The organism is Patescibacteria group bacterium (genome assembly GCA_018896215.1).
Classification (GTDB): Bacteria; Patescibacteriota; WWE3; order 0-14-0-20-40-13; family 0-14-0-20-40-13; genus JAHINB01.
On the sequence record JAHINB010000007.1, the window covers coordinates 28,895 to 55,507 of the forward strand.

The window sequence follows — 26,613 nt, forward strand, 5'->3', positions numbered from 1 at the left end:
ACGGGGTACTACCCCCTTGAATTTATATGCAAAATCAATTAATTCCAATCGTTGTGGAAAAAGATCCTAAAGGTTACGAACGCAGTTATGATATTTATTCCAGACTTCTCAAAGACCGAATTGTCTTCATTTCAGGACCAATAGACGATCGTTTGGCAAATACCGTGATTGCCCAGCTTTTGTTTTTGCAAGCCGAGGACGAAACTAAGGATATTAAAATTTACATCAACAGTCCCGGAGGTCAAATTTACGCCGGTCTTGCCGTTTACGACACGATTAAACATTTAAAATGCCCCGTATCCACTATTGCAGTTGGGATGGCGGCCAGCATGGGATCAATTCTTTTGGCAAGCGGAGCAAAAGGCAAAAGGTACTCGCTTCCAAATTCGGTAATTCATATTCACCAACCGTTGGGTCAAGCCGGGGGACAAGCGAGTGACATCGAAATTGACGCTAAAGAAATTTTGCGCCTCAAAGAATTGCTGGTTGGATTATTATCTAAAGACACTGGAAAACCCAAAGAGCAATTATTAAAAGACATGGATCGCGATTACTATATGACTAGCCAAAAAGCCCAGGACTATGGTATAGTTGATCATATTATTTCGTAAGAAACAAACTTGTTTATAAGTTAGTTATTAGCTAATTTTAAGGAGGTGTTAGTAAATATGGATAACGGAGTAATTGGCGGTGGAAAATTAGATGGGGCAATAGGGGGTTGTGGAAACGATGGGGCAATAGGGGGTGGTAGAAACGATGGGGCAATTGCGGGCTAACAAATCTACAACATAATTTATTTAAGATATGAAAAACATTGACCCAAACAATGTGGTTGTTGCGTTAATGACAGGAGGTGAAAGCTCTCGATTTAAAGAGGTCGAAGGATCGGGCAACACTCACAAAAATTCCTTTTTTTTACCTAACGGCGACACCATGATCGAAATGACCGTTAGAATGTATCGAGACGCGGGATTTAAAAACTTTGTCGCGCTAGTCTATCACAAAGCCCAAACCATCGTTGACATTTTGGGAAATGGGAGCAAATACGGTGTCTCGATTAATTACTGTCACGACCCCGACCACCCTGTAGGCAAGGGGGGAGCGGTAAGAAACGCTCTAGATAAAGGTTTTATTCCCCAAGATAAGTATTTAATTGTACACAATCCCGATGATCTAATTTTAGAATTCCCAGAAATTTTCCCCAGATACATTCTAGAAAAACACCAAGAGGGGGAGAAAAGAGGTTGTATTGCCACGGTTGCTATCGTTAAAGAAACACCTTACGCTTACACAGGAATGAAAATAGAAGACGGGATCGTCAAAGAGATAGAAATGTATCCCATGGTAAAAATTCCTGCTCATGTTGGAGTAACAGTGTTTTCTCCCCAAACCTACCAACTTTTTAGAGATACATTCGACCTTTCCAAAAAAACTGATTTCGAAAAAGTCTTGTTTCCAATTCTAGCTCGTGACAAAAAACTCTATTCTGCCTCTATTCCCACAAAATCCTGGCTTGCGGTAAACAGCTTAAAAGGCTACAATGAGCTCATTGCGTATTTAAACACTAAAAATTAATGTCAAAATACCCGCTTTCTACAATTCGCCATTCTACAGAGCATGTTTTAATGCACGCCATGCAAAATTTGGGGTATAAAATCCTTCCCGCCATGGGTCCCGCAACCGACGATGGCTTTTACTTTGACTTCGAACTCCTAGAAACCAAACTAATAGAAGAAGATTTTATTAAAATAGAAAGAGAGATGGAGAAAATTAAAAAGCAATCTCTCTCAATCTCTCCTATCTCCCTTATCCCCTCCTCCTACGCTAAAGCTTCGGAGGACAGGCCTATTAACCTCTTTAAAGCTAACCCCTATAAACAAGAGTGGATTAAAGAAGCCACAACCCGTGGCGAGATCCCAACCGTTTATTGGACTGGAGAACCAAAAAAAGAAGGCTCTTTTGTGGACCTATGTTCTGGACCCCATGTTGACAACACTTCCGAAATTGGTTTTTTTAAACTGCTTTCTATTGCTGGAGCCTATTGGCGAGGATCCGAAAAAAATAAGATGTTGACCCGTATTTATGGCACCAGCTTTGCCACACAAAAAGAATTGGATAAATTTCTCTGGCAACAAGAGGAGACCAAAAAACGTGACCATAGAAAAATTGGCAAAATACAAGAACTATTCACCTTTTCTGAAGATATAGGTTCTGGTCTTCCTTTGTGGCTTCCCAATGGAACAATCATAAAAGAGGAATTGGAAAAGTGGGGCAAAGAAACCGAAGATAAATGGGGATACCTGCGAGTATCAACACCTTTTATTACCAAAAGAAAACTCTTTGAAACATCGGGTCATGTTCCTTATTTTGAAGACGAAATGTACAAAGTCCATGTTCCAGGCGACGAAAAAGACGAATATTTTATCAGACCAATGAATTGCCCTTTTCACCACGAGATTTACAAATCAAAGTTAAGAAGTTATAAAGATCTACCAATAAAACTTGCCGAATATGGAACGGTTGCCCGCTATGAAGATTCTGGGGCGTTAAATGGCATATTGAGACCAAGAGTCTTTTGTCAAAACGATGCCCATATTTATTCTACCGAAGAACAAGCGGTTGAGGAATTTGTTAAGATAGTTGATCTTCACCGCTACTACTACGATACCCTGGGATTAAAGGATTATCATATAGTACTTTGCCTTAGAGACCCAAAGAAAAAAGGTAAATATCATGGGGATAAGGAAATGTGGCAAAAAGCTGAGAAAATGTCTCGTGAGGCGCTAGAAAAGTCGGGGATAAAATACACCGTAGAAAACGAAGGTGCTGCTCATTATGGTCCTAAAATGGACTTTAAAATTAAATCCGCAATAGGTACAGAATACGGAATTTCAACAAACCAAATTGACCTTTACATGCCACAAAGATTTAACTTAACTTATATCAACTCTACTGGAAAAGAGGAGCTGGTAGTTGTCCAACACAGAGCACCGCTTGGATCGAGTGAAAGGTTCGTTGGATTCTTAATTGAGCATTTTGCAGGCGCTTTTCCTGTTTGGCTTTCTCCCGTTCAGATACAAATTATACCAATTACCAGCCAATTAGACGAATACTCTATTAAAGTTAAAAAAACTCTTACGGATGCCAACATTAGGGTACAAGTAAACCTAGACAACGACACCATGCAAAACAAAATTCGCAAAGCCCAAGAGCAGAAAATTCCTTACATGGTAATTTTGGGAAATAAAGAAAAAGAGCAGAATAAAATTTCTATCAGAACGCGGGATAACAAGCAAGATAATTTAATTGATCTTGGGGTGTTTACAAAAGATATAATGAATCGTATAATCGCAAAGTCATTGGAGTTGGATTTAAATTGAAAAGATACACTATAAACAATTTTATCAGAGTACCGCAGGTTCAAGTTATTGGTAACAAAGGAGAAAATTTAGGCGTTCTAGAGACACCCGTCGCCTTGTCCAAAGCTAAAGAAGAGGGGTTGGATCTAATTTTGGTTGCCGAAAAGGCAACTCCTCCCGTTGCCAAAATTATTGACTTTAAAAAGTTTTTATACGACGAAAAGCATAAAGAGTCTAAAGGAAAAAGCAAAGGAGGAGGAGAGCTAAAAGAATTTAAGCTTAGCCCCAGAATTGGAGAAGGTGATATAGCATTTAGAATTAAAAGAGCGCGGGAATTTGTTCTAGAAGATAAAAACAAAGTTAAATTTACTGTACAATTTAAGGGACGAGAAGTTACCTACCCCGACTTCGGTAAACAAAAGCTGGAAAGGGTTATAGCGGAACTTATAGACATTACAGATATCGATGAGGAATTAAAATTAAAGGGCAACCAAATGACCTTAACTTTGCGTCCCAAGAAATGATCTTCCTATGAAAAAGAGTAAAATGAAAACAAATAAAACAGCCTTAAAGAGATTTAAAATAAGTAGTAAAGGAAAACTACAACGCAGGGTACAGGGTGTTTCACATTTAAGACGAAAAGAAACATCTGGCAATTCCAACCGTAAGAGAAGACTAACAACGGTATCCAAGGGTTTCGCTAAAAAAATTATCAAAGTTCTAGGAAAGCATTAACTTATGCCCAGAGTAAAAACAGGTACAAAAAGAGTCAGGAGACACAAAAAGGTACTTTCCGCAACCAAGGGTTATAAAGGAACCCGATCTAAGTTATTTAAAAGAGCCAACGAAGCGTATGTTAGAGCCGGAGAACATGCTTTTGCAGGAAGAAGAATAAAAAGACGCGATTTGCGATCCTTGTGGATTCTAAGAATTGGCGCGGCGCTGAAACCATTCGACCTTAAATACAGCGCATTTATCGCTTTGCTTTCTAAAGAAAAGGTTCTCTTAAACAGAAAGGTTTTGTCCGAGATGGCAACAAATTACCCTCAAGTCTTTGAGCAAGTAGTAAAAAAAGTTAATCTTACGAAATAAAGATGCTCCCAAAACTTCTAAAGATTAAAGAAGATTTTGATAAAGATAGCAAAAATTGCCTCGTTGTGGCGGATATTGAGGTGCTGGATAACAAATATCTAGGAAGATCCGGAGTTTTAAAAAAAGTTACTTCCTCTTTGTTAAACCTAACTCCAAAAGAAAAAAAATCTTTCGGTATCCAATTTAACGAGCTAAAAGGCTATCTTGAAGATAAAGTCAAAGAAAAGAAAAAAACCTTTTTACAATCTTCCTCGAGTTCGTTTGATTACACAATTCCATCTATAAAGCTCCAGTTAGGGAGCACTAATATTCTAACTCAAACAATTGAGGAGATAACAAGTATTTTTAAATTTTTGGGTTACACGCGCAAAAGATATCCTGAAGTGGATACCGAGTATCACGCTTTTGAATCATTAAATATGCCAAAACAACACCCAGCGCGAGATGAGTGGGAAACATTTTTTGTGGAGGGGGAAGGTAATCTTGTATTAACACCACATACTAGTAATGCTCAAGTTAGAGAAATGGAATCGCAAGAACCGCCAATAAGACTTTTAAATATTGCCAAGTGCTATCGAAGACAAGAGGATGTCTCTCACACTCAAATGTTTCATCAGTTTGAGGGGGTACTCGTGGACGAGAACATTTCAATCAACAATCTAATCGGAACTCTAGATTTTTTTGTTAAAAATTATTTTGGAGAAAAAAGAAAAACAAGATTGAGGCCCTATCATTTCCAGTTTACCGAGCCTTCTTTTGAAGTAGATATTAATTGTAGCGTCTGCCTGGGAAAGGGTTGTGGTGTTTGCAAAGAAGGTTGGTTAGAGCTTGGCGGGGCGGGGATGATCCATCCTAGCGTTTTAAAATATGGAAAAGTGGATCCAAAATACAACGGTTTTGCTTTTGGCTGGGGTGTTGAAAGAGTTGCTATGATGAAGCATAACATCCCCGACTGCCGTATGTTTTACAAAAACGATTTGAGGTTTTTAAATCAATTTTAAAGGCATGAATATTTTATACCCTTATTCTTGGATAAAAGAATTTTTAAAAATAGACCTTGACGAGAAAGAATTTGCCCAAGAAATGTCTCTTTGCTCATCTAGCGTAGAAAAGATTATTCAAGCAACAGACAAAGATAAAATATTTGATGTTGAGATAACCTCCAACAGACCAGATCTAATAGGAATAAGGGGGTTTGCCCGCGAGGCATTCGTTGTGACCAAAAAATTTGGACATAACCCTACACTAAAAATTACAAACGGTGAGGAGATTAAACTAAATTCGAACGAAAAAGTTGCTTTAGAGATAAATTTAGACAAGAACCTTTGCGCCAAGTTCTGTGCCATTGTTTTGGATAATATAAAAATTTCCAATTCCCCCGAATTAATAAAAAACAGGCTGGAAAAATGCGGGGTTAGATCCCTAAACAACATTGTCGATATCACAAATTATATTATGCTGGAATTTGGACAACCAATGCATGCTTTTGATTTTGACAAAATTGGCAAAAACAACAACGGGGAAGCGATAATGAATCTTAGGGCATCTCGCGATAAAGAAACAATAACAACGCTAGATGGGCAAAAAAGGATACTACCCGCTGGAGCTATCGTCATCGAGGATAATAAAAGTATTTATGATCTAGCCGGAATTATGGGTGGAAAATCCAGCGAAATTGATAACAACACCAAAAGAATAATTCTTTTTTCTCAAATTTACGACAAGACAGCAATCCGAAAAGCTAATATGCAATTAAACCATAGAACTATGGCAGCCCAAATTTTTGAGAGAGGAGTAGATTACAAAGGGGCGCTACCGGCATTATTTAAGGCGATGGACCTTTGTCAAAAATATGCCAACGCATCTGTGATTTCCAAAATTTATGATATTGACAATGTTTCCCAACCAATAAAAACGATCACAACAAAATTAGAAAAGCTTAGTATCTATCTTGGAGAAAAAATAGATCCCGAAAATATTCTTAAAGTCCTAAATGATCTCCAAATTAAAAGTACTCTAAAAGACAACCAAACGATTGTTTCCACAATTCCATCTTTTAGATATGAAGATCTAAACTGCGAAGAAGATATTATAGAAGAGTACGCCAGAATAAAAGGCTATTTTAGTCTTTTTCCTAAACTTCCAAAATCCAATCTAAAAATATCCTATCTAGATAAAAAATTTGAAATTGAGCAGAACTTAAGAAATATTTTAGTATCTTGTGGATATACCGAAGTTTACACCTATTCTCTCGTACCAACTATTCAAAATGACAACCAACCATATTTAAAAATTAAGAACCCGCTAACAGAGGATAAAAGATATTTAAGGAATGAAAGTCTTTTACCCTCATTGCAAGAAGTAATTAATTCTAATAAAGGCAGATTTGATGAGATTAAAATCTTTGAAATTGCAAATATTTATAATCCCCAAGAAGAAATGCACCTGGCTATATCAAGCTATAACTCAAAAGCGGATCAAAAAGATACCTTCCGTAAAGTAAAAGGCGTTGCTGAAGAGATCTTAAAATCATTAAGTAACCCAAATAAAGCAGAAATATCGAACCTCCAAGAAACATTCTCTTTTGAGATATCTCTCAAAGAGATTAAGTTAGAACCAACTAAATATAGATCGTTTGACGATACAATTCCCATAAAGGAAATGGTTTCTTTTATCGACTCTCGCGGTCTTTCGTATGAGAATATCGAAGAATTTTTTAAGGGAATTAAATTACCCCACAACATTAAATTCGCTTTTGAACTTAGTGATACATTTCAGGATGATAAACTAAAACAGGAGAACAAAACCTCTTGTACCTTTAGTATTTTTTATACCAAGGATAATTGCCAATTAAGTAACGAAGATATAAAAGAATCAAGAGGGTTAATAATAAGTAAGCTAGAAAAAGATTTAGAGGTGGTAGTAAGGAGGTAGTTCTTCTGGTTACTAACCCCTAATCTCCATAATCCGATTCTTTTGTGGGAATATCATACAGAGAATATTTGTCAGAATCCTTGTCGACGACATCCTCAACCCAATGATCCACGGCATCTTGCCATTGCGGAAATTCCGCTTTAAGTTTTAAAAAAGCCCGCATTTCGGACTTGTCATCCTTTTTACAGGCATCGTTGGCAAGCTTATCATCTTTTCTGCAGATCTCCAAAACTGTAACCCAAGGACTATATCCCTGCGGTTCCGTACCCTTAATAAAATACTCCATTCGTGGCTTTTCTAATTCCAAATAGGGCTTAAAACCGGTGATACTTCCTACTTCCGCTCTTACAACAGTCTCGGGCTGAAAAAATTTTTCGTCCGGCAGATCTTTTAGATAATCCGATATAACTCTATTCCACACGGGAGCCGCTCCGGTAACACCGGACGCGATCTCGTTCATTGACGACCCATCGTTATTTCCCGCCCACACTCCAACTGTAATCGAAGGTGTAAAGCCGATTGTCCAGTTATCCTTCTTGTCATTTGTGGTTCCAGTTTTTACCGCAACGGTATGTTTGGCAATATTAAGGTACGATCCATAACCAAAAACTGGAGCCCGCGCATCGTTATCCGAAAGAATATTAGAAATAATAAAAGCCACTTCTGGATCTAATACTTTTTCTGGTTCCGCGCGATGCGAAAACAAAACATTCCCTTTGTTGTCCTCAACTTTTTCTATTCCGTAGGGAAAATTATAAGTGCCACTATTGGCAAAGACCGTATAAGAGGCGGTAAGCTCGATAAGCTTAATTTCCCCACCACCTAAAGTTAAAGCTAATCCGTAATATTTAGGATCGTAAGTTAAGGTCGATATTCCCATAGCGTTGGCAGTTTTTACCATGTTGTTAATACCCACAAGTTTTAAAACTTTTACCGCGGGAACATTTACCGACTGCGCCAAAGCGTATCTAAGCTGAATCGTACCGCGAAACACACCGTCGTAATTGCTAGGGATATACTCTTTTGCCTCCGGGTCTTCGTTAAAGTCGGTTTGAGCGTCAATTATAGGAAATGACGCTGTATACCCCATTTTTAGGGCGGTGGCGTATGTTATAGGCTTTATGGCGGAACCAGGCTGGCGCAAAGACAAGGACACATTAACCTGACCGTCTTCTTTGGAATTAAAAAAATCCTTGGAGCCAACCATACCGATTATTTCCCCTGTTTTAGAATTTAAAGCGATGAGAGAAGCATTCCCAACTTTAAGATACGCCTCTTTGGCAACCTCATCGGTTAGAATTTCTTGAGCCTTTTCCTGAAATTTGTAATCTAGGGTTGTAGTAACTTTTAAACCCCCCGTCTCCACCAAATCGGCGCCAAACGAATCAATTAGCTTGCTTCTCACATACATAACAAAATGGGGAGCTTTAAGCACCGCCTGACCAGAGGCAAAAACTAATTCCTTTTTTAAAGCCCCATCATAATCTTCGGAAGAAATGTATTCCCTTTCGCTCTTTGAATTAATCCAACCCTTTTCCTTCATCAGTTTTAGCACATACTGTTGCCTTTTTATGGCAACGACGGGATTATTTATTGGGGAGTAAGTTGTTGGGCTTTGAGGAAGACCCGCAATTAGGGCAGATTCCGCTAAATCCAACTGTGACGCCGGTTTTCCAAAAAATAATTCGCTGGCAGATTCTACTCCCCAAGCAGTACTGCCATAGGGAGCTTCGTTAAGATACATTTGCAAAATTTGATCTTTGGAGTACTTTTTTTCTATTTGCAGTGTTAGGACCAACTCTTTTACTTTGCGAACCACAGTTCTTTCGTTGGTCAAAAGAGCATTCTTAACCAGCTGTTGCGTAAGGGTAGAACCACCCTGTAACCCCCGTCTTAAAAGAATGTTTCTTGCAGCGCGAACATAAGCCAAAATATCAAAACCGTGATGTCTATAAAATTCAGCGTCTTCCGTAGCAAGCGTTGCCTGCACAACGTAGGAAGACACTTTGTCCAACGATACTATAGTTCTGTTTTTTAAATTATAGACATCGTATAAAAGCACACCATTGCGATCGTATATTTTGGTGGATAATTCAATCGGTCGTTCAGTAAGCTCGTTAGGAGAGGGCAGATCTTTGCTTAAATAAGTAAAGACCACAATACCAAAAATGGATCCAACTAAAAGAAAGGTTACGAGAGAAGTAGCTATGGCAACCAGTCGGGTAGATTCCAACTTTTTAATGGGCCTTTTTATTACCTTTTTCATTATCTAAATGATAACACATTTGCCCGAATCAGGGTTTGACGGGTGACACCCCATAAAGCATTTATAACAAGATTTAGAGAAGATCACGGGCTTGCCCGTGGATGAATCTTCCGATAAATTCCTTTTGCCGAAGGCAAAAGGCGTTATATAGTACCACGCGCTTGCGCCTTGCGCGTGGGAATCTATATTCTGTATCGGGGTGTCACCCGATAATATTTATCTCTAGATATTAACCACAAATTGGCATTTAGTATTTTCAAAACCATAACAGTCGGTATATATCAATAGTCATTGACTTGTAAAATACTGTATTGTATAGTAATGCACAATGAGCATTAGGTTTTTGGATAAAATCGCTTATGAATTTGATTGGGATGAAGGTAATTCCGATAAGAATTTTCTAAAGCGCGGAATTTCTTGCAGTGAGTGTGAAGAGGTGTTTTTTAATGTCCCAGTTTTGTTTTTTTACGATAAAACACACTCACAAACGGAAGATAGATTTATTGCTTTAGGAACGACTGGAACAACATTAAATTTATTTATATCTTTTACAATAAGAAAAGAAAAGTTAAGAGTTATCTCTGCAAGAATTCAAAGCAAAAAAGAAAGGAGGATATTTTATGAAGAAACAAAACAAGATTCCAAAATTTAAATCCGAAGAAAACGAAAGAAACTTTTGGGACAAAAACGACTTTGCCAATTTTAAGGAAAGTTTTGAAAGAGTTAGCCTAGATTTATCAAATCTTAAACCATCAACTAAACCGGTAACTGTTAGACTTTCTAAACCGCTACTTTATAATCTTAAAGTGATGGCAAACAAAAGGGATGTTCCTTATCAATCGCTAATGAAGGTTTTTTTGGAAGAAAAGGTGCACGAGGAACTTAATACAAAAGTACGAGGAGCATAACTGTTTAAAAAATCTCGGTGTTGACGACTGCCTTATAGTGGGGTAAAGTACTAGAGTATGGAAAACACAAACATTAACAAAACTTATTGGTTTACCCATTATACACCAGCTAACCGCGGGTTTGTTTTTGCGTTGCTTTCATAAATATTAAGAAACGATAAGTAAAAACACAAAACCCGCGAAAGCGGGTTTTTTCTTTTTGGGTCAATATTATTAAGCTCTAGTTTAATGTACAAAAAATATATGAAAAACGAAAAACCAAAAGTTAGGGTAGCAAAAATAAATCTTGGAACAATAGAATTAAATGTTCCAATTATAGAAATAGGAAGCGGGTCAAAAACCGTTGGCGTTGTTATTGGTATACACGGGGTAGAAACTGGGGGGCTACTTGTCCTCAAGAGAATTTTAGAATCGCAAAACGCACTTAAAAACAAGCTAAAGATTGTGGCTTTGGCAAATCCATCTGGAAGCCTTCTTGGCAGTCGTTTTAATAGTCTTGATTTGCCGGTTGATATTAAAGACCCCAACAGGAGTTTTCCAGGAAACGCTAATGGTACGATTCAGGAGAGATTGAACAATCTATTATTAGAGGAGCTTAAAACCTGCAGTCTTGTTTTAGATATACACAATTTCTCAAATACTGGAAAACCGTACCCACTACTTATCGAACGAGAGATAAAAAGCGAAGTGGACAGGGTGTCAGAAAAATTTGTGGTCAACATGGGATTTACAACTACATATATCGTTGACTCAAAAGAATCGATTAAAAGAGGTTTTCTGGGAACCATAGGGCAGGTTCTTCTTGGAAAAAACATCGCCTATGCGTGTATCGAAATGCCTTTTCCCGACATAATAAAGGAATCGGACATAGATTCTCTTTCGAAGGGGGTTATAAATGCAACAAATTATTTAGACCTAAGTAAAGATCGGAGGAAAGTGGGACTCAAAAAGATAAAGACTAATCTTGTTCGAAGCGATATCTGCGGAATTTTTACACCTACCAAAACTCCGCAAGAAAAAATCGCAAAAGGAGAAAAGGTTGGAGAGATTTTTGACCCCTACACACTTAAAACAATAGATGTAAAAAGTGAATTTAAAGGAAAACTTTGGGTTGTAAAGCGACAGGGTTTTGTAAGGGTTGGAGAGTTCCTGTACGAAGTGGCGTACAAAATTTAGCTTGCAACACCGATTTCAAGAGTCGAGTCCAAATCTATATCGACTCTTAATATGGGTCTTGCTAAGACTCAAATCTAGCCAAGGAGAGATACCATGAGAACCTTAAAAATTGTTGTTGTTTCGAAGTGCCTACCGTATCTTGCAGGACCCGCTGTTTTTGCCTTCGAAGAAGCAAAAGCTTTGGCTCAAATGGGACACGATGTACATTTCGTCACCTATAAGAGCTACCCACATGGAACCACGATCCCAGACCTCGATCCAGCTGTTTTGAGGAATTCCGGAATCATGTTCCATTTGGTACAAGAACCGATATCGAACAAGGTGATTGGCTCGCAAATCGCAATCGCCATGCTCTCCGAAGTTCTGAACATTGCATGGTCCTCATCTCAAAAACCCGATTTTCTGCGGGCGCACTATGCCATGCCACACGGCTTGATCGCGGTAACAGCAGGAAAACTCCTAGGGATTCCCTCTGTTGTATCGCTTCAAGGAAGCGATGTTGCAACTCTGGCCAAGATGGATGGGTTCCGAGAAGCAAGTATCGCGGTTTTCCAGCACGCCGATCTTCTTACCCCTGTTGCGCAAGTTCTATACGAGCAAGTTGACGAACTTACGCAAGGAAGACACTCCAACATGTTGGTGATGCCCTCTCCGGTTGACACGGAAAGATTTCACCCAGAAGCGAGTCTATCAATCCCCAATGGCGTGAGAATCATCTATACTGGTCGTTTGCATGACATTAAGGCTATAGATGTGCTGATCTGTGGATTCGGAATTGCTCAAAGGCGGGTGAATAATCTTCCAATGAGTCTGACAGTCGCTGGTGTTGGTCCGGAACTCCCAAACCTAAAGCAACTTGCTAAAAAGCTTGGGTTGGAGGGAAGTATCATGTTTGTCGAAGGAATTTACGCAGGTTTGCCAGAACTATACAGAAATCACAATGTCTTTGCCACAGCATCCCAATCAACAGAAGAAGGAATGCCCTTCTCGGTTGTTGAAGCTCTGGCTTCGGGACTTGCGGTTGTTGCAACACCGGTCGGGGATATCCCCAAACACCTCAAACAGTGGGAGAATTGTCTCTATGCAAAGCTCAAGGACCCAGACTCGTTGGCAAAAGCCTTCGTAACTCTTGCCGAAAAGCCTGATCTGATGGCTAAAATAGGGACGAGAAACCGGACGCTTGCGGAACAAAAGTTCTCCATGAAAGAACATTGCGAAAGACTCATCCGTTTGATCATCGCACCATATGTATCTTCATACTAGATAACAAAGGAGGATCGCTATGAAAGCACAAAGACGGCAACTTCTGGAATCCGTGACCATAGGGGATGCTGAATACCCTCTCAACTACGGATCAAACGCTGAGGATAAGCAGGTGATGCCTTGCCTTACCCTCCAGGAGGAAGTGTACAGGAGGCTTTGCGGGGAACTGGAACCTGGGTTTCTTGTAAGCCCACGAGTTCCGTTCCTTCCTCACACAGGATTTTCTAGCCTTGCGAATCGTGCCGTGGCACTATCGCAAATCTATCAGATCCTCTTCCAAGACCAAGAGTTGCGACACAGGGCACTCCCCCCATGGCTTCACAAAGTGCCATCCGCTAATGAATTCGCGCTCGCGGGTCTAGCGTTTGACTTCTTCGTCGGTCGCAATTTGGAGAGCCCCAAGCTCTTGGAATGTGCAGCTTACGGTCCCGATATGGTTATGTCCGCAGTAATGCTGGACACAATCCTCGGCACCAGATCATACACGACAACCCTCATGGCTTGGTGGAAACATCTTGTGGAGGGCAGGCTTGCGAGCAAAATTGTTTTCCCTCCAGCGATGCTGTTCGAAGGAACCAATATACTCGCGTGGTGGCAGTCGCTAGTAAAACCCTTGATGGTTGGGAAGCGGTTGCACTTTGTTACCTCGATTGGTGAACTAAACCACACTCGAGACGGGGAGCATCTGTTCCAGATGAATTTCCTTCGGGAAGTTGGGGTAGAAGCAACATCTGGTTCTGCTGAGGAAGTCCCCAACTCGGCAGAAACTGTGTATCTTCGGTTTTCCTTGATGTACCCACAAGGCTGGAACACAATCAAGGGAACGCACCTTTGGAAGAGAGTTCTTGCTGGGGATGTAAGACTAATCCCACCAATAGGAAACTCCTTCGTAAGCTCGAAGGTAGTTCTCCCAGTTTTGGCGGATGCCAGCGAACTTCGTCAACGCGGTGTTCCAGAGAATCTCATCAAGGTGGCAGGGGAGGTGATGCCAGCGACATTCCTGTATCAACGAGGGATGTATGGCTGGATAGCTCGTTCTGTAGCTCCAACAAGACCGCTCTGGCTAAAATCCGCTTGGAACTATGGCGGATTTGGAACGCGTCGTGTCTCATCGGCAGATGGACTAGCCAAAGCGCTCTATGAGATCGAAACTTACGGAGAAGGTCCGATAATCGCCCAAGAAGAAATCCCGCCTAGCTACTTGCCAGCAGATTCCGAAAGGGAAATTCCAGAGCAACGGGTGGAGGTGCGGGTGCGGGTCTTCGATCACGGAAGCGCGATAAAGGCGGTGCCACCAATACCATCAGTACGGCTGTACGGTCCAGACGGTGGCAGGCCGCAAGTGTCAATCCTTTTGAGCAGAGATGTTCTGCCTCAACAGGAAAAGGAGTAGGAAGTGACATTGGGGAACGAGAGAAGGTCGTGACAGACTTGCAACCTCTCGTTCCCCAAGCATTTTAACATTTTCTTTAAGGTGATATTATTATTTTGTGAGAAACAAAAATATCGTAAATTATGCCTTTATAGATAGTCAAAATTTAAATCTTGGAATAAGAAGTCAAGGCTGGAAATTGGATTTCGCAAAGTTTCGCGTTCTTTTAGAGGAAAAGTATAGTGTTAAAAAAGCGTTCTTGTTTATTGGGTTTATAAAAGAAAACCAAGACCTTTATAATCTATTAACCAAATCAGGTTATAAATTAATATTTAAACCTACTGTAGAATATAAAGAAAGTGGCTATAAGCAAACTAAAGGAAATGTAGACACAGAATTAGTCTTACAAACAATGATAGAGCTCTCGAGTTTTAACAAGGCTATTATAGTATCTGGAGATGGGGATTTCTATTGCCTTATTAAATATCTTCTTAAGAAGCGTAAACTCAGGGTAGTTTTAGTCCCTAATAAAAAATATTCCTCACTTTTGCGAGAATTTGGTAGTTTTATAGTTAATATCGGATTATTTAAGAATAAATTAAAAAGAAGATGAGAGGCATTTACGCGGGACAAAACCCTTTGCTAGTCCTCTCATGGTGATTGAGCGTAGTTTAGTTTATCTATGATAAAATGTCAAGCATGACTCCACAAGAAAAAGTAGAGATTATCAAAAGCTTTGCGCAAGAGATTGTTTCGGAGGATGAATTGCTCAAGCTATTTGAGGAAAAAGAACATCCCGTAGCTTACGATGGCTTTGAACCCTCGGGCATTGCCCCAATTCACTTCGGCCTATTGCGAGCCATTAATGTTAAAAGACTCCTATCCTGCGACATCCACTTAAAGTTATATCTTGCCGATTACTTTGCTTACATCAATAACAAAATTGGCGGGGATCTAGAAAAGATCAAAAGAGTGGGGGAGTACTTTGTAGAAATTTGGAAAGCGTCTGGTGTAGACACCACTAAAATTGAGATTGTCTGGGCAAGCGAGCTTATGGACTCAATTGACTACTGGGACAGGGTACTAACCGTTGCCAAATCATTAACTTTACAGCGAACCCTAAAGTCACTAACGATTGCAGGCAGAAGTGAAAAGGACACACTTTCTACTGCCCAGCTTTTTTACCCCTCCATGCAAGTTGCTGATATTTTTGAGATGGAAATAGACATTTGCCAGCTTGGTATGGATCAACGCCGCGCTAACATGATTGCTCGAGAAGTTGCCGAAAAGCAAAATTGGAAAAAACCCATTGCCGTTCATCACCCCATGTTATTGGGACTAAAAGGGGTAAAAGAATTAGACAACCCAGAAGCAACAATGATTGCCAGCAAAATGTCTAAAAGTGATCCCACAAGTGCAATTTATATGCACGATGCAAAAGAGAAAATAGAAGCCAAAATCAGAACCGCTTTTTGTCCACCCAATCAAACTCTAGGAAATCCAATCTTTGAATACGCCAAATTGATAGTAATTCCCGTCATGGGAAATTTAAAAGTTTATCGAGAACCCAAACACGGAGGATATGTTGAGTATTTCTCGTCGCGGGAATTACAAATTGATTACGAGAATGGCAACCTGCATCCTAATGATCTAAAGTCTGCAGTCGCCTCATCGTTGGATTTTCTTATTAAACCCGTAAGAAGTCATTTTGAAAAGGATAGAAAAGCAAAAAAGCTGTATAATGAGGTAAGATCTTATCAAATTACAAGATAAATTATGAAATTTTTTAGAAAACACAAAAAAGTTTGGGAGGTAATAACAGTACTTGCAACACTGGCAATTATTGGGGCTTCCATTCTCCCATACATTTTCTAATAATGGATTTTTTTTCCTCTATAACCACGCTCCCTCTTGTTGGCCCACATTACAAAAATCTCTTAGAACTACTAGAGATTTATGCAATCCGTGACCTCTTATACCATTTTCCAAGTCGCTACGAGGATTATTCAACTATCAAAACCATCTCCAATCTAATTGTAAACGATAAAGTAACCGTAAAAGGGGAAGTAGCAGAGATAAAAAACATTTACACTGGAGGATATTCCAAACTTACAACATTAAAACTAATTGATTCAACTGGCAGTGTTGCTTGTATTTTTTTTAACCAACAATTCTTAACTCGTACCATAAAAAAAGGAATGACTATCCAGATCGCAGGGGATGTAACAGCCTATAAAGGTAAACCTTCTTTTGTAAGTCCTGACTACGAGATGATAGAAAGTGAAAGTTATATTCCAATTCACACGGGACGACTGGTTCCCATATATCCCGAAACTGCCAGAGTAAGCTCTAAATGGTTGCGTAAAAAAATTAGCTTAGTACTAAACACCCAACAGTTTAACGACCTCGATCTTCTCCCTCTTAACCTAAGCGACTTAAAAGACTTAAATGACCTAAGCCACGCTCTGCGACAAATACACTTCCCAAAGGATCTCCACGAGGTCGCTTTGGCAACCAACCGTTTTGCCTTTGAAGAACTTTTTACTACCCAACTTCTAGGATTAGTCAAGAAACAACAATGGCAGAGTAGGGGACTAGCCAAAAAAATGAGGGTTGCAGGAAATGATCTTTTAAATTTTATAACATCTCTTCCTTTTGAACTTACAAAAGCCCAATTAAGGGTATGTGGTGAAGTCCTAGAGGACTTAACAAAAGACTTACCTGCCAATAGACTTATTCAAGGAGATGTTGGTAGTGGCAAAACTGTAGTTGCCACCCTTGCCATGTACATTGCCTATAAATCCGGTGTTGGAAGCGTATTTATGGCACCAACTGAAATTCTAGCCCAACAACACTACAACACAATTAAGGTTATTTTCGAAAAATTGTTCTCTATCGCCCCCATCTCTCTTATTACCCATCACTTTAAAAGCAAAAACACACCCAATACCCCAAGCATCTTAATAGGAACCCACGCCCTATTATATAACCCAAGCCTTTACAAAAACATCGGCTTAGTGGTAATTGACGAACAGCATAAATTTGGAGTAACACAAAGAAACAAAATTTTGTCATTTGTTACAGCTAAACACACCCCGCACATTCTGACCATGACGGCTACACCAATACCAAGAAGTTTGTGCTTAACGCTATTTGGCGATTTAGAAATTTCCACGATTGATGAAATGCCCAAAGGTCGCCTACCTGTAAAAACCTTCGTCGTCCCCGAAAGTAAGCGGGGTAGGGGATACCAATGGATAAAAGAGAAAATTGTAAAAGAAAACGAACAAGTGTATGTGGTTTGTCCCTTTGTTGAGGAATCGCAGGTAGAAACATTAAAAAGTGTCAGATCAGCAACTGCTCATTTTGAAGAATTAAAATCTCAATGGTTTAACAACATACCAATGGGATTAATTCATGGAAGATTAAAATCTAAAGAAAAGGAAGAAATTATTACCGAATTTAGAGATGGGACAATAAAAATCTTAGTGGCAACAAGTGTCGTAGAAGTTGGAATGGACATTCCAAACGCCAACATTATGGTTATCGAAGGAGCCGAACGCTTTGGTCTTGCAAGCTTGCACCAGTTAAGGGGTCGGGTTGGGAGAAGCTCCCGCCAAGCCTATTGCTTTTTGTTTACTACAGAAGGAAAAAGTAAAAACTCGCGCCTTTCGATTATGGAAAAATCGCAAAGCGGTCTTGTTTTGGCGCAAAAAGACATGGAAACCCGAGGTCCCGGAGAGCTTTATGGAATAAAGCAAAGCGGGAAGAGCAAATTTAGATTCGCAAACTTTTCTGACGAAAAATTGTTAGAGCAAACTTACAAGACTGCGGTATTTGTTTCACAAAATCTAGACAAGTACCCGCAAACCGTGACATTGCTTAAAAAACTTTCATCAGATACAATCGGGGTAAATTAACTTTATGCACATCACATCGGGTATCGCAAAAAATCGACTAATATCAGTCCCCGAGTCTGCAAAACCAATAAAAGGTATTGTCCTAAACTCTATCTTCTCAACAATTGGGGACGAGATAAAAAACAAAAGGTGCCTTGATTTATTTGCTGGAAGCGGAGCCTTGGGTCTTGAAGCGCTAAGTCGCGGTGCAAAGTTCTGCAAATTTTCCGACTCCGATTATAATGCTATTTCTTGCATAAAAACCAATGTGGCAAACGCTAATTTCTCTAATTTAGCCAATGTGGAAAAAATAGATGCCGTAAAATACATTGGAAATACCACTGACAAATTTGACATTATCTTTTTAGATCCTCCTTACAATTCCCCAATTACCCATATCCTTAAAAACATCTTCGGCGTTGCCAGTGGGAATTGTGTTCTCGTTTATCTTTGTGACAGTAAAACTAAAAACGAACAAACAGAAGCTGTTAATTTTAACCTAACAAAATTGCGAAAATTCGGCAAGACAACAATCCAATATTTTGTGCTTGACAAGTAGCTCCAATTAACGCTAACTTACTCCCATGGCAGCAACACCAAAACGCAGAATTTCCAATACAAGACGCAAGCACAGAAGAGTAAATTTAAAAATTTCGAAAGTGCAGACCGTTCCTTGCGCAAAATGCAAAAAAGAGACTCGCTCTCACAGGCTCTGCGCAAACTGTGGGACCTACAATTAGAGCAGAATGTCAAAAAAGTCATCGTTAAAAGAAGATCCTAGACACAATGCTAGAAGAATAGCTTTGGCAACTCTTTTTTCTTGGAGCTTTTTGTCGCAGGATATGGATAAAGAAGAGCTGTTTGCCAATGAAATTTTGGAACACCCCAATTGCGACACGGAACTTGAAAAACTTATTATTTCTGGAGTATCAAAAAATATCGACTCGCTGGATGGATATATTAATCTAGTCGCCCAAAAATGGCCTGTGGAACAAATCTCTAAAATAGATCTTTTGGTATTAAGAATTTCTCTTTTTGAGATTATAATTGCCAAAACCGCCCCTCTAAAGGTGGCAATTAACGAGGCGGTAGAACTGGCAAAAGAATTTGGGGGAGACGCCTCCGGTAAATTTGTCAACGGTGTTTTGGGTACTATTGCCGAGGTGTTAAAACTGGAATAGCTTCCGGGTGACACCCGAAAAATACAAAATATGGACAAAGTAATCTTAGATAAATTATACCAAATCATTTCCCAACACACTGGTGTTGACCCAAACGATATTAGTCCCGAACAGGACTTTGTGGACGATTTAAATATCTCCGAGCTTGAGCTTGCAGAAATAATCTCTACAATAGAAGACGAATTGGAAATAGAAATTGATCCCGAAGACGCAAAAGCAATTAGAACCGTTGCCGATTTAGCAATTATTATTGAAGAAGCGGGGTATTTGTGATGATTATTGATTTTTTAGATCTTGAGAAGACACTAAATTTACAATTTACCAACAAAAACCTTCTTAAAACCGCCTTTACTCACAGGTCTTATCTTAATGAGTGTCGTGACCAAAATATAGAATCTAATGAGAGATTGGAGTTTTTGGGCGATTCAGTACTGCAATTTTTAACTTCCAAACTTTTATACGCTAAATACCAAAACCAGCCAGAGGGCATTCTTACAAGCTATAGAGCTGCTATTGTTAACACCACCTCACTAGCTCAAGAAGCTCTAAGATTAAATCTTGGAAAATACCTTCTTATGTCCAAAGGCGAAGAGGCAACGGGGGGAAGGACACGACCCTACATTATGGCAAACACTTTTGAGGCGCTTTTAGGGACAATGTTTTTAGAATTTAATTCTTTAACTAGCGGGTTAGATATTTGCGAAAAATTTCTTTACAAAGAATTATTTTATAAGATAGAATCAATTGTTAAAGATAAAAAGTACCGCGACCCAAAGTCATATCTTCAAGAAATTACCCAAGAGAAATTCTCTGTTACTCCGCTGTACAAAGTACTCAACGAGGAGGGTCCCGATCATAACAAAGTATTTACCGTAGGTGTTTTTCTGAATACAAAGCAACTTTCTCAAGGGCAAGGTTCCAGCAAACAAAAAGCCGAGGAGCGGGCAGCTCAAAAGGCTGTTGTAGAGTTAACCAGCAAATGATACAATTTGCTCCATGCTAAAAATAAAACTAACCCGCCGTGGAAAACGCAATGCGCCAACATATAGGATCGCCGTTCAAGAAGCAAGAACCAAGGTCTCGGGAAGAGCTGTTGCCGAGATTGGTTACTTAATACCTCGGGTAGATGGAAACCACGAATTTAAAGTAGATAAAAAAGCTTACGAGGGTTGGGTTGCCAAGGGAGCGGTACCGACAGAATCTGTGATTAAACTGATTAACAAAAAATATACCTATACCAAATACGAGCCAAAGAAGGCAAAAGCTGAACAACCGGAAGCTGGAAGCTTGAAGGTAGGAAATGATAAAAATAGCAATGAATAAGCTACTAGATCTCGCAAAATTTCTCATCTCCAACATCGTCACCAACAAAGACGGGCTTGAGATAACAATCGCTACCCCTCAAGAAAATGTAGCCATTGTAAATGTAAAAGCCGATTCCGCCGATATTCCAATTATTATTGGCAAGAAGGGGATTGTTATCAGAGCCTTAAGATCAATTCTGCGCATTAGAGCGCCTTTGGATAATAAGTTTATTGATATCTCGATTGACGATGGTCTACAGCATAATTAGCACCTTCCCCGAAATTTTTGATTCTTTCTTAAAGTCTTCTCTAATAAAAAAAGCGTTAGATAAAAAGGTTATTACTGTAAATTTGTATAATCTGCGAGACTACGCAACAGATAAAAGACACACGGTTGACGCCAAACCCTACGGCGGAGGCGCGGGGATGCTGTATATGGTAGAACCGATGTTTAAAGCAGTATCCTCAATTAAGGCTAAAGATCCCCAAGCCCAAACTGTTATTTTTTCTCCCAAAGGACAAATTTTGACACAATCTAGGGTTTCTTCCCTGTCATCTTTATCCCATCTAGTCCTTCTCTGCCCCCGCTACGAGGGTTTTGACCAAAGAATTGTAGAGCTGACCAACGCAAGAGAGCTATCCATTGGAAACTACATTACCATGGGAGGAGAGACCCCAGCTATGGTACTTATAGAAGCTAGCGCAAGACTAATTCCTGGCGTAGTGGCAAAAGAAGAGTCCGTTTTACAAGAAAGCTTTTCTCCAGAATTTTCTCTGGAACATCCCCAATACACCAGACCCCAAAAGTTTTTGGGTCTTTCTGTTCCTGATACTTTAATTTCGGGAAACCATCAAAAAATAAAAGATTGGAAAAAATCAAATTAAGGGGGTGTCTCAAAGGTGGTTGTAGTATCTTGTAGCGGAATCATTTCCGAATTGGGGAGTCTTTGAATTTGGTATTCTCTTAAATTGGAAATCTGATCGATTAATTGAGCGTTCTCCTTTGTTCTAAAATCGACTCCCGAGGACCCCTGATTTAGCTTTGTATTTTCCAGCAGGTAAAATCCATCAAGGGCGACATTTAGGCTATAAACTCCTACCGACTCTTTATCAACAACAGCAGAGACTTTTATGTCGTGACTGTAAGTAATTCTCCGCGCCCCTTCAACCGTTTTAAAGAATTTGAGTACACTGTCGTAATTACCAGTAAATGATCCCGAGAGAGAAACAAAAGGTACCGCTACCACCTTTTCGGAGGCGCTTGTATCTGTTCTTACAAAAGTAAGCCTGTCTACCTTAAGACCAGCGTCTGTTGCCACGGTTTCTATTTGCGTCATAAAGCCGGGTATATCTACTTGCGGGGTTATTACTGTATCCACTATCCTTAAATTAGCGTCTATTTTAGGCGCTAAAGCCGAGAGCGACTTTAAAGAGTTCTCTTTTAGGGATAGCTGGTTTATCTCTTCCAGAATGAGGTTGCTGGAATCTTTGTTCTTGATCCAATAGGTAAAAAAACGCAAACCAAAAAAAGACAAAGCGATAAACCCAACCAACATAACGCCCAAAAGAATTATTTTGTGTTTTTCGAGAATTTCCATCTAAATTTTGGTTTTAGCCTTTAACGCGTTGTCTTTTAATTTAATCATTGAGCTAAAACTTATCTGCCTAGTTTCTTTTTTTAGAGTCACTTCGGAAAGAGAAATTTCTTTATAAATCGAATTGGGGTCTTCGGATGCGCTAGACACATTCTCTATAAAATCGGCAAGCGACCCATAAGAAAGAGCTGTCCCGCTGACTGTCACAGAAGCATTATCTGTAAAATTTATATCGTCAATTACAACCGCAGGCGGTAAGACCTTTTTTACTTCTTCCAAAAAACCCGAGTAATATTCCTGATCGGCAATAATTTTATTTAAAATTTCAAGCTTAAAGGACAATTCGTTGTTTTGCTGTTCAATTTTTTCCAACGATTTTACCGATTCCTTTTTTTGATCCAAATCCAAGTTTAATTTAGCAAGGGAGCTATTGAGCTTAAAATACAAATAAAACGACGCTAAAGCAAACAACAATGCCACCGCGACTAAAACACCAAGAACTTTGCTAGAAAGAGCCAGAATAGCCGACTTTTCTTTTCTTTTGACTAGATTTTCGGGCACTAAATTAATTTCTCTTTGCATAAGTTAAAGCTAAAGACCCTTTAATGCTAAACCAACAGCGGTTGTAAAGAAAGGTCCAAAAATATTTAAGTCGGATTCCGAAAATTTTTGGCTGTCTATCGCCAGATGCTTCCAAGGATCCGCCATCTCCACTTCTATCCCAACGGCAGAAACAATGTACTGCAAAATTCCTGGCATTGTAGCTCCGCCACCGCAAAGAACAATTCGCTCAACCTTTCTCCCTTGCTTTCTGCTTTCAAAATAGACCACTGACCTTTTAACTTCAGTAACTACCATATCCACAACGGGGCGGATTATCTTGGCAATCTTGCCTTCTAGTTTGCCTTCGTCCAAGCCGTAGCTGGTCAAATAACTTTCTGCTTGCCTTAGATCTATTCCAATTTCTTGCGATATGGCTCTTGTGAACGCTTCCATTCCAGAGGAAACGCTTCGGGTAAAACGGATGATACCGCTCTCCGAAATAATTAAATCGGAGGTGTCTGCTCCAATATTTAAGGCTAAAGAAACCGGCGTATTGGGAGCATTTTGAATAGCTCTAGCAATAGCCATAGATTCCGGCTCAATTCCTTGGACTTCGCATCCCGCTTTTTCAAAAATCCCCACATATTTTTCGATTAACGCTTTGTTTACAGCAACAAGCAAAACCTCGGTCTTGTTTTTTTCTCCCTCGGGAGATTGGCTAGAACGAGGCAGTTGCTGATATTGCAAACTTAAATTTTCTATGGAGTCGGGAAAATACTGTTGCGCTTCCCATTTGATAGATTCGGCAAGCTCTTTTTCGGACAAATTGGGCACTTCGATAATTTTAGTAAATACTTTGGACTCCGGCAACCCAACTACAATATTGTTGGTTGAGAATTTACTGCTAAAAATATACTCTTTAATAAAATCAATAAACTCGCTCCTGTCAGCTTTGGAGTCGGAGTAGAGCGAAATTGCAGGTAGATTGGAAATATCGTAAGAGACAAGTTTTGGTGGGGAAACACTTGCTGTAATCTCAACACATTTTATTTTGCTGGATCCAATATCAAGACCTAATTTATTCATAGGGGCAGTTTGATAACTGGTGTAAGATTACAATAGAATTCAATCTATTACAACTCCTTATACACCACTTTCCTTACCCCTAGTATCTCGCTTAGATATAACAAATGGTTAGGATTCCAAACAATATCTTCCGCTGGATCGGTTGCCTGTTTTGAGGATATTTGACGAGACAAATTAACTGCTTTACCAACTAGACCTCCATTAATTAAAATGCTATCGCTTTTTGAATTCCCATTGTAAGTCGTATCAATACTTCCATCCGCCACAATAAAAACATCCAGTTTAGTCACGGTTCGCGCAATATCCACATCGCCAGCAACAATAAAAACTATTGCTCCGCTTGACGCTAAATCAATGTCATAACCTACGGTTAGATCCCCCTTGACAAAAACCACAACTTTAGCGGAGCCGTTTTTGACCTCGGAAGGTACGGTATTGCTACCTATTGTTAAATCGTTGTTGATTAAATAAGCTCCGGAGGAGCGCGGAAAAGAGGAGACCGTTAGCACATTTTTAGTTTTAGAAAGCATTTCCACAAAACTCAACGGGGCGGTCTTATGCTTATAATACTCCAAAATTATACCCAAACCAGAGGAAACATTAGAAACCGTTGTCCTGGAAATTATGAGACCAGACGCGGTATCGTCAGCCCCGCCACCACCTTGAGAGATGGCGCCATTAGCATAAATACTGGCATTCTCCGTTCTAAACCACGGGCCGTTAATACAAATATCTTTTAGCGAGTCTCTTCCGGCTACATCGCGAACAAAAAATCGTACCGATTTACAAGTCTTCCAAGCCGAGTTGCAGTAGTTTACAACGGGGGTTTCTAAGGTTGCCTCATTTGCGCCATCATAAGAAATATTATCTAAGGCAACCCAACCATTGTTAACAAAATTACCGGAGCATTTATCCAAATTACTGTAATACCCCCAAGTAACGCCGCCATCCACAGAGTATTGAAACTTTTCGTAGCCTTTTTTTAGCCCCGAATCGGCATCAGCTATTTTTATGAATACCGCAAATGAGTGGTCATTGCCTTTTTCGTCGCCAATTTTAAAATCGCTCCAGGGGGAGGGGGCCTTGGTGTCAATTTTAACTGTGGCGGTTTTCGTGTCCTCTAAATTTAGGGCGTTATCTTGAGCATAAAAACTTAAAGTATTCAAACCACTGCTAGAAATATTTACCGTGTTGGATATCTCTTCCGCAACAGTTGCCGAATAAACCGAATCAAAATTAACCTTTCCCGATCCCCAGAGACACAAAGATAAATACACACCGTCTAAATCATCTGTTCCCAAAACCACCGATTTAGACAGAATTTGCCAATTTGCGGTTCCTGTAACTTTGGTACTTTCGCCAATTAAAGTTTTTATCTCGCCAAATTTTGTGTAGATTTTAAAGTAAGCTCCAGTCCCCATAACATTATCCGTCTTGAGATAAAGGGAGCTGTTTATGGTATCCCAAGGGTCAGCTGGAATATAACGAAGAGCATTTTCCCAACAAGTTTCGGACAAAATATTAGTCGCTACAATGTTAACAGATCTTTCGCCGTCAAAATAAATTTCCCTATCCACAAATCCCGGGTCATCGCCAACAAGTTGCCACGACTGACTAAGATCATCCTCAAAAGAAGGGTTTATCACTGTATTTAACGACCCGCTAAAGGTTTTATATTCCCAAGGAGATTGGTTTAACTTGTGGTAAATTTTTAGGACGCCCGACTCTAAATCGGACGAGATGATTTTAGCTAGAACGGTTTGCAAATACCAATCTTCCAACCCATCGGGGGATGAGGGATCCAAAGTTAGAGACGAAACTGGGGCAACGGTATCACTTGCCAAAACCAAACGGGGATGGCACAAAAACAACACCGCGATTAACAGCAAAACTAGGGGGATTTTTATTGCAGACATACGCGCTATTATTCAACCATAACCTCTCCTTTTAACCCCTCGTTCAGTTTATCGTAGTAAGGGTATGTTCCCGGAACATCAAATTCTTGGCTGAAAGTCTCGGCTCCTTCTAGTTGTCTGCCAAACCACAATCCGCCCTCGCCATATACTTGGTGAGGAGATGTATCTTCGTTGCTAAACGAAACAATATCGCCTTGCTTTACGGTAATTTTACTCGGGCTAAATCCTGTGGCAGTTATTTTAACCGCGGTTACGCCAACTGTGGCATTTTCGTCCCGAAGATTTTCAGGAACTACATTGACCCGAGGATTTCCCGCCTCGTAGTCGGGAAGCTCCTCAAAAGAGTTGTAATTTTTGGGCGCTTCGGTTTTGTTTGCAACTGGACTGTTATTATATTTAAGGTAGGCATAATAACCACCAAGACCCACTACTGCTAAAATGAGCAACCCAAAAAATATTTTAGAAACTGGCATAAAAAATCACCTCCTACTTATAACAAGATTCAATTTACTTCGAAATGTCTCCACCAGAAAAAATTGCGTAATCAAAAATTGCGCTCATTTGCGGGCGGGATACCTTAACCTGAAGTTTCCTGACCGCGTCCACCGCCATTCCCGTGGATTCTATTTTGTATCCCTGTTCGGGAATTCCCGAACAACTTCCCGAAACAAATCCTACCTTTATCTTCGTATCAGCAAACAGTGGTCGTATTCTTGCAA

The 26,613-nt window shown here is 39.8% G+C and carries 31 protein-coding genes; 24 read left to right on the plus strand and 7 right to left on the minus strand.

Annotated elements, in window-relative coordinates; all coding sequences use genetic code 11:
- The first annotated feature begins 26 nt into the window (after positions 1–26).
- The 8 genes from KKF75_01570 to KKF75_01605 all read left to right on the plus strand — a co-directional run bounded on the left by KKF75_01570 (position 27) and on the right by KKF75_01605 (position 7,385).
- Positions 27–611 (plus strand): ATP-dependent Clp protease proteolytic subunit, encoded by a 585-nt coding sequence (locus KKF75_01570; protein MBU4380885.1) that lies wholly within the window; start codon positions 27–29, stop codon positions 609–611.
- Between the two features lie 193 nt (positions 612–804).
- Positions 805–1,575 carry a hypothetical protein gene (locus KKF75_01575; protein MBU4380886.1) on the plus strand — a complete coding sequence of 257 codons (771 nt, stop codon included), beginning with the start codon at positions 805–807 and terminating at the stop codon, positions 1,573–1,575.
- Positions 1,575–3,380 (plus strand): threonine--tRNA ligase, encoded by a 1,806-nt coding sequence (gene thrS / locus KKF75_01580; GenBank protein ID MBU4380887.1) that lies wholly within the window; start codon positions 1,575–1,577, stop codon positions 3,378–3,380. Before KKF75_01575 ends, thrS begins: the two co-directional genes overlap by 1 nt.
- Positions 3,377–3,883: a translation initiation factor IF-3 gene (gene infC, locus KKF75_01585; GenBank protein MBU4380888.1), complete on the plus strand. Its 507-nt coding sequence runs from the start codon at positions 3,377–3,379 to the stop codon at positions 3,881–3,883. The genes thrS and infC overlap by 4 nt, the downstream gene beginning before the upstream one ends.
- A gap of 7 nt (positions 3,884–3,890) precedes the next feature.
- Positions 3,891–4,094 (plus strand): 50S ribosomal protein L35, encoded by a 204-nt coding sequence (locus tag KKF75_01590; protein ID MBU4380889.1) that lies wholly within the window; start codon positions 3,891–3,893, stop codon positions 4,092–4,094.
- 3 nt (positions 4,095–4,097) lie between these two features.
- Positions 4,098–4,451 (plus strand): 50S ribosomal protein L20, encoded by a 354-nt coding sequence (gene rplT, locus KKF75_01595; GenBank protein MBU4380890.1) that lies wholly within the window; start codon positions 4,098–4,100, stop codon positions 4,449–4,451.
- 2 nt (positions 4,452–4,453) lie between these two features.
- Positions 4,454–5,452 (plus strand): phenylalanine--tRNA ligase subunit alpha, encoded by a 999-nt coding sequence (pheS, locus tag KKF75_01600; GenBank protein MBU4380891.1) that lies wholly within the window; start codon positions 4,454–4,456, stop codon positions 5,450–5,452.
- Positions 5,453–5,456: 4 nt separating this feature from the next.
- Positions 5,457–7,385: a phenylalanine--tRNA ligase subunit beta gene (locus KKF75_01605; protein MBU4380892.1), complete on the plus strand. Its 1,929-nt coding sequence runs from the start codon at positions 5,457–5,459 to the stop codon at positions 7,383–7,385.
- Between the two features lie 19 nt (positions 7,386–7,404).
- On the opposite strand, the gene KKF75_01610 is transcribed toward KKF75_01605, so the two are convergent.
- Positions 7,405–9,651 carry a PBP1A family penicillin-binding protein gene (locus KKF75_01610; GenBank protein MBU4380893.1) on the minus strand — a complete coding sequence of 749 codons (2,247 nt, stop codon included), beginning with the start codon at positions 9,649–9,651 and terminating at the stop codon, positions 7,405–7,407.
- A 328-nt stretch (positions 9,652–9,979) separates the two neighbouring features.
- Between KKF75_01610 and KKF75_01615 the strand changes: the two genes are divergently transcribed.
- The 16 genes from KKF75_01615 (at position 9,980) to trmD (ending at position 21,639) form a co-directional block, all read left to right on the plus strand.
- Positions 9,980–10,303, plus strand: coding sequence for a BrnT family toxin (locus tag KKF75_01615; protein MBU4380894.1), 324 nt, complete (start codon positions 9,980–9,982; stop codon positions 10,301–10,303).
- On the plus strand, positions 10,272–10,559 hold the full coding sequence (locus KKF75_01620; GenBank protein MBU4380895.1) for a BrnA antitoxin family protein: 288 nt from the start codon (positions 10,272–10,274) through the stop codon (positions 10,557–10,559). Before KKF75_01615 ends, KKF75_01620 begins: the two co-directional genes overlap by 32 nt.
- Before the next feature lie 243 nt (positions 10,560–10,802).
- Positions 10,803–11,735: a succinylglutamate desuccinylase/aspartoacylase family protein gene (locus KKF75_01625; protein ID MBU4380896.1), complete on the plus strand. Its 933-nt coding sequence runs from the start codon at positions 10,803–10,805 to the stop codon at positions 11,733–11,735.
- A gap of 93 nt (positions 11,736–11,828) precedes the next feature.
- Positions 11,829–12,998 (plus strand): glycosyltransferase family 4 protein, encoded by a 1,170-nt coding sequence (locus tag KKF75_01630; GenBank protein ID MBU4380897.1) that lies wholly within the window; start codon positions 11,829–11,831, stop codon positions 12,996–12,998.
- 19 nt (positions 12,999–13,017) lie between these two features.
- Entirely contained in the window at positions 13,018–14,391 is a 1,374-nt protein-coding gene (locus KKF75_01635) for a hypothetical protein (protein MBU4380898.1), read from the plus strand.
- A gap of 97 nt (positions 14,392–14,488) precedes the next feature.
- A complete protein-coding gene (locus KKF75_01640) occupies positions 14,489–14,983 on the plus strand; it encodes an NYN domain-containing protein (GenBank protein ID MBU4380899.1) in 495 nt (164 codons plus the stop codon).
- Between the two features lie 86 nt (positions 14,984–15,069).
- Positions 15,070–16,143, plus strand: a complete 1,074-nt coding sequence (locus tag KKF75_01645; protein ID MBU4380900.1) for a tyrosine--tRNA ligase — start codon at positions 15,070–15,072, stop codon at positions 16,141–16,143.
- A 104-nt stretch (positions 16,144–16,247) separates the two neighbouring features.
- On the plus strand, positions 16,248–18,290 hold the full coding sequence (locus KKF75_01650; protein MBU4380901.1) for an ATP-dependent DNA helicase RecG: 2,043 nt from the start codon (positions 16,248–16,250) through the stop codon (positions 18,288–18,290).
- 4 nt (positions 18,291–18,294) lie between these two features.
- Positions 18,295–18,828: an RsmD family RNA methyltransferase gene (locus KKF75_01655; protein MBU4380902.1), complete on the plus strand. Its 534-nt coding sequence runs from the start codon at positions 18,295–18,297 to the stop codon at positions 18,826–18,828.
- A gap of 25 nt (positions 18,829–18,853) precedes the next feature.
- Positions 18,854–19,009: a 50S ribosomal protein L32 gene (rpmF, locus tag KKF75_01660; GenBank protein MBU4380903.1), complete on the plus strand. Its 156-nt coding sequence runs from the start codon at positions 18,854–18,856 to the stop codon at positions 19,007–19,009.
- Positions 19,010–19,015: 6 nt separating this feature from the next.
- Positions 19,016–19,450, plus strand: a complete 435-nt coding sequence (nusB, locus tag KKF75_01665) for a transcription antitermination factor NusB (protein ID MBU4380904.1) — start codon at positions 19,016–19,018, stop codon at positions 19,448–19,450.
- A gap of 30 nt (positions 19,451–19,480) precedes the next feature.
- Positions 19,481–19,723, plus strand: coding sequence for an acyl carrier protein (locus tag KKF75_01670; protein ID MBU4380905.1), 243 nt, complete (start codon positions 19,481–19,483; stop codon positions 19,721–19,723).
- Complete coding sequence (gene rnc / locus KKF75_01675) at positions 19,723–20,433, plus strand: ribonuclease III (GenBank protein MBU4380906.1); 711 nt, start codon at positions 19,723–19,725, stop codon at positions 20,431–20,433. Before KKF75_01670 ends, rnc begins: the two co-directional genes overlap by 1 nt.
- A gap of 13 nt (positions 20,434–20,446) precedes the next feature.
- Positions 20,447–20,773, plus strand: coding sequence for a 30S ribosomal protein S16 (rpsP, locus tag KKF75_01680; GenBank protein MBU4380907.1), 327 nt, complete (start codon positions 20,447–20,449; stop codon positions 20,771–20,773).
- Positions 20,766–21,023, plus strand: a complete 258-nt coding sequence (locus KKF75_01685) for a KH domain-containing protein (GenBank protein ID MBU4380908.1) — start codon at positions 20,766–20,768, stop codon at positions 21,021–21,023. The genes rpsP and KKF75_01685 overlap by 8 nt, the downstream gene beginning before the upstream one ends.
- Positions 21,004–21,639: a tRNA (guanosine(37)-N1)-methyltransferase TrmD gene (gene trmD, locus KKF75_01690; GenBank protein ID MBU4380909.1), complete on the plus strand. Its 636-nt coding sequence runs from the start codon at positions 21,004–21,006 to the stop codon at positions 21,637–21,639. Before KKF75_01685 ends, trmD begins: the two co-directional genes overlap by 20 nt.
- Here trmD and pilO read toward each other — a convergent pair.
- From pilO to KKF75_01720, 6 genes are all read right to left on the minus strand, one after another.
- Positions 21,636–22,352, minus strand: coding sequence for a type 4a pilus biogenesis protein PilO (gene pilO / locus KKF75_01695; protein ID MBU4380910.1), 717 nt, complete (start codon positions 22,350–22,352; stop codon positions 21,636–21,638). The genes trmD and pilO overlap by 4 nt on opposite strands.
- Positions 22,353–22,931: a PilN domain-containing protein gene (locus KKF75_01700; protein ID MBU4380911.1), complete on the minus strand. Its 579-nt coding sequence runs from the start codon at positions 22,929–22,931 to the stop codon at positions 22,353–22,355.
- Between the two features lie 9 nt (positions 22,932–22,940).
- Positions 22,941–23,978 carry a type IV pilus assembly protein PilM gene (gene pilM, locus KKF75_01705; GenBank protein ID MBU4380912.1) on the minus strand — a complete coding sequence of 346 codons (1,038 nt, stop codon included), beginning with the start codon at positions 23,976–23,978 and terminating at the stop codon, positions 22,941–22,943.
- Between the two features lie 47 nt (positions 23,979–24,025).
- Complete coding sequence (locus KKF75_01710; protein ID MBU4380913.1) at positions 24,026–25,894, minus strand: hypothetical protein; 1,869 nt, start codon at positions 25,892–25,894, stop codon at positions 24,026–24,028.
- 8 nt (positions 25,895–25,902) lie between these two features.
- On the minus strand, positions 25,903–26,367 hold the full coding sequence (locus KKF75_01715) for a cupredoxin domain-containing protein (protein ID MBU4380914.1): 465 nt from the start codon (positions 26,365–26,367) through the stop codon (positions 25,903–25,905).
- Positions 26,368–26,401: 34 nt separating this feature from the next.
- Positions 26,402–26,613 (minus strand): hypothetical protein (locus KKF75_01720; protein MBU4380915.1); only part of this gene is annotated, 212 nt, incomplete at its 5' end.

Bases quoted from the DNA above. Each gene is read 5' to 3' on its own strand.
- KKF75_01570 (MBU4380885.1), top strand. From the start codon at position 27: ATGCAAAATCAATTAATTCCAATCGTTGTGGAAAAAGATCCTAAAGGT.
- KKF75_01575 (MBU4380886.1), top strand. From the start codon at position 805: ATGAAAAACATTGACCCAAACAATGTGGTTGTTGCGTTAATGACAGGA.
- thrS (MBU4380887.1), top strand. From the start codon at position 1,575: ATGTCAAAATACCCGCTTTCTACAATTCGCCATTCTACAGAGCATGTT.
- KKF75_01590 (MBU4380889.1), top strand. From the start codon at position 3,891: ATGAAAAAGAGTAAAATGAAAACAAATAAAACAGCCTTAAAGAGATTT.
- rplT (MBU4380890.1), top strand. From the start codon at position 4,098: ATGCCCAGAGTAAAAACAGGTACAAAAAGAGTCAGGAGACACAAAAAG.
- pheS (MBU4380891.1), top strand. From the start codon at position 4,454: ATGCTCCCAAAACTTCTAAAGATTAAAGAAGATTTTGATAAAGATAGC.
- KKF75_01605 (MBU4380892.1), top strand. From the start codon at position 5,457: ATGAATATTTTATACCCTTATTCTTGGATAAAAGAATTTTTAAAAATA.
- KKF75_01610 (MBU4380893.1), bottom strand. From the start codon at position 9,651: ATGAAAAAGGTAATAAAAAGGCCCATTAAAAAGTTGGAATCTACCCGA.
- KKF75_01615 (MBU4380894.1), top strand. From the start codon at position 9,980: ATGAGCATTAGGTTTTTGGATAAAATCGCTTATGAATTTGATTGGGAT.
- KKF75_01620 (MBU4380895.1), top strand. From the start codon at position 10,272: ATGAAGAAACAAAACAAGATTCCAAAATTTAAATCCGAAGAAAACGAA.
- KKF75_01625 (MBU4380896.1), top strand. From the start codon at position 10,803: ATGAAAAACGAAAAACCAAAAGTTAGGGTAGCAAAAATAAATCTTGGA.
- KKF75_01630 (MBU4380897.1), top strand. From the start codon at position 11,829: ATGAGAACCTTAAAAATTGTTGTTGTTTCGAAGTGCCTACCGTATCTT.
- KKF75_01635 (MBU4380898.1), top strand. From the start codon at position 13,018: ATGAAAGCACAAAGACGGCAACTTCTGGAATCCGTGACCATAGGGGAT.
- KKF75_01645 (MBU4380900.1), top strand. From the start codon at position 15,070: ATGACTCCACAAGAAAAAGTAGAGATTATCAAAAGCTTTGCGCAAGAG.
- KKF75_01650 (MBU4380901.1), top strand. From the start codon at position 16,248: ATGGATTTTTTTTCCTCTATAACCACGCTCCCTCTTGTTGGCCCACAT.
- KKF75_01655 (MBU4380902.1), top strand. From the start codon at position 18,295: ATGCACATCACATCGGGTATCGCAAAAAATCGACTAATATCAGTCCCC.
- rpmF (MBU4380903.1), top strand. From the start codon at position 18,854: ATGGCAGCAACACCAAAACGCAGAATTTCCAATACAAGACGCAAGCAC.
- nusB (MBU4380904.1), top strand. From the start codon at position 19,016: ATGTCAAAAAAGTCATCGTTAAAAGAAGATCCTAGACACAATGCTAGA.
- KKF75_01670 (MBU4380905.1), top strand. From the start codon at position 19,481: ATGGACAAAGTAATCTTAGATAAATTATACCAAATCATTTCCCAACAC.
- rnc (MBU4380906.1), top strand. From the start codon at position 19,723: ATGATTATTGATTTTTTAGATCTTGAGAAGACACTAAATTTACAATTT.
- rpsP (MBU4380907.1), top strand. From the start codon at position 20,447: ATGCTAAAAATAAAACTAACCCGCCGTGGAAAACGCAATGCGCCAACA.
- KKF75_01685 (MBU4380908.1), top strand. From the start codon at position 20,766: ATGAATAAGCTACTAGATCTCGCAAAATTTCTCATCTCCAACATCGTC.
- trmD (MBU4380909.1), top strand. From the start codon at position 21,004: ATGGTCTACAGCATAATTAGCACCTTCCCCGAAATTTTTGATTCTTTC.
- pilO (MBU4380910.1), bottom strand. From the start codon at position 22,352: ATGGAAATTCTCGAAAAACACAAAATAATTCTTTTGGGCGTTATGTTG.
- KKF75_01700 (MBU4380911.1), bottom strand. From the start codon at position 22,931: ATGCAAAGAGAAATTAATTTAGTGCCCGAAAATCTAGTCAAAAGAAAA.
- pilM (MBU4380912.1), bottom strand. From the start codon at position 23,978: ATGAATAAATTAGGTCTTGATATTGGATCCAGCAAAATAAAATGTGTT.
- KKF75_01710 (MBU4380913.1), bottom strand. From the start codon at position 25,894: ATGTCTGCAATAAAAATCCCCCTAGTTTTGCTGTTAATCGCGGTGTTG.
- KKF75_01715 (MBU4380914.1), bottom strand. From the start codon at position 26,367: ATGCCAGTTTCTAAAATATTTTTTGGGTTGCTCATTTTAGCAGTAGTG.